At 72.3% G+C, this 1,566-nt stretch carries 1 protein-coding gene; it reads right to left on the bottom strand.

Features of this window, described 5'->3' with window-relative positions; genetic code table 11:
* Window positions 1-1,553, bottom strand: a 1,553-nt coding sequence (locus IJH84_RS08180; protein ID WP_295142259.1) for a hypothetical protein, incomplete at its 3' end; no start/stop codon positions are given.
* Between the last annotated feature and the right edge of the window lie 13 nt (window positions 1,554-1,566).

The raw sequence follows: 1,566 nt of genomic DNA, 5'->3' as shown, positions 1-1,566 counted from the left end.
TGCCACTCCGGGGCGTGCTTGCCGGGGCTGCCGATGGTCAGGTGCCGGACCATGTCGTTCGTCCGGGACCAGTAGCGGCCGGAAACCTCGAGCTCGACCCGCGCCCGGTACCGCTGCGGCGGCTCGGCGCGCACGTTGCCGTCCGCGTCCAGCTGCCCGCCGCGGACGCCACCGCTGGAATGCCCGGCCTGCCGCCCGAGCGAGGTCGTCTCCGACCGGCCGTGCGTGACGCCGTGCGGGCTGGTCAGCATCTCCATCGCGATCAGGGCCGAGTACGCGCGGAAGACGATGCCGCCGAAGAACGACCAGTTCCGGCTGCGGGAGAACGTCCCGCCCTCGGAGTCGGAGAGCTTCTCGGTCGTCGTACCGGTCTGGTCCGCTTCGGGAGTGACCCGCGCGCCGTCGTGCAGCTTCGCGGAGATCAGCAGCTCGGCGTGGTAGTCGTGCGCCCGCCCGGGTTCCGGCACCAGCTCGAGCACCAGCGGATGGCCGGCCAGCACGTCCCGTTCGCGGTTGAGCAGGTTCTGCGGCGAGACCAGCTGGTCGATCTGCTCGTTGCGGGTCAGCTTCCGCTGCGCACCGGCGGAGACGCCGTCCGCGAGCTCGGGGTCGTCGAAAGCGGTGGTGTACTCGCTGTCGCGCCACTTCCAGCGGTGGTGACCGGGCACTTCCGGGAGGCTGTTGCGCAGGATCTCGCTGAGCCGCTCGCTCGCCTCCTGCAGCGCGATGCCGGTCGCCGCGCCGTTGACGTGCCGCTGGGTGAGTTCCTCGGTGACCGCCGACTCGCCGATGCCCGCGGCTTCGGCCTCCGCGGTTTTCGCCCAGAACGCGGCCTGCGCGGCGTCCGGGAACGAGATCGGCGGATGCCCGGACCGGCGGACCTGGAACTCCACGCGACCGGTGTAGCGCGTCAGCGATCCGGTGTAGGAGTCCGTGGTTTCGCCGGTCGTCTCGCGGCTTCGCTCCTGCGTGTTGCTCCTGCCGTGCGCGGCGGAGGCGGCGGGGCCTGCGCCGAAGGTCGCCGCGCCGCTGTCCAGGCCGGGACCGCCCGCGAACGACCCGCCCACGTCGCGGCCCGCCTGCGCGGTATCGGTAGCGGTCTGCGCATCGCTGGTGGTCCTGGTGAAGTGCGCGCCATCGATGATCTGGTCGTGAGCGAGGTCGGTGAGCACGGCGCGCATCTGCACCTGGTTGGGCGCGCGGCCGATCAGCCGCTTGAACCAGTTGCCGCGCGGCAGCAGGGTTTCCAGGCTCGTCCAGCCTTCGCCCCGCGCGGCCTGGGCCGGGGTGACCGTCATCGCGGGCAGGTTCTGCTTGAGTTTTTCCGGGCTGAGGAAGTCCCGCAACGCCTCGCGCCCACGTGCGGTGAGTTCGCCCAGGTGCGCGGCGACCTGCTCGTGCATGGCGGCCGGGGCGCCGTCGCGCTGCGGCAGCCACTTGCCCCGGTACCAGCCGCGCGCGGTGTCATCGATCCGGGCGTCCTCCAGCACCGAGTCCGGTAGCCGCGCCGGCATCGCGACCCCGCGCCCGGCGCCTTCCAGTCCCTCCGGCACGTTCACCTCGACC

This window comes from Saccharopolyspora sp. (assembly GCF_017434145.1).
Lineage (GTDB): Bacteria > Actinomycetota > Actinomycetes > Mycobacteriales > Pseudonocardiaceae > Saccharopolyspora_C > Saccharopolyspora_C galaxeae.
This window is presented reverse-complemented; position numbering and strand designations above follow the sequence as displayed.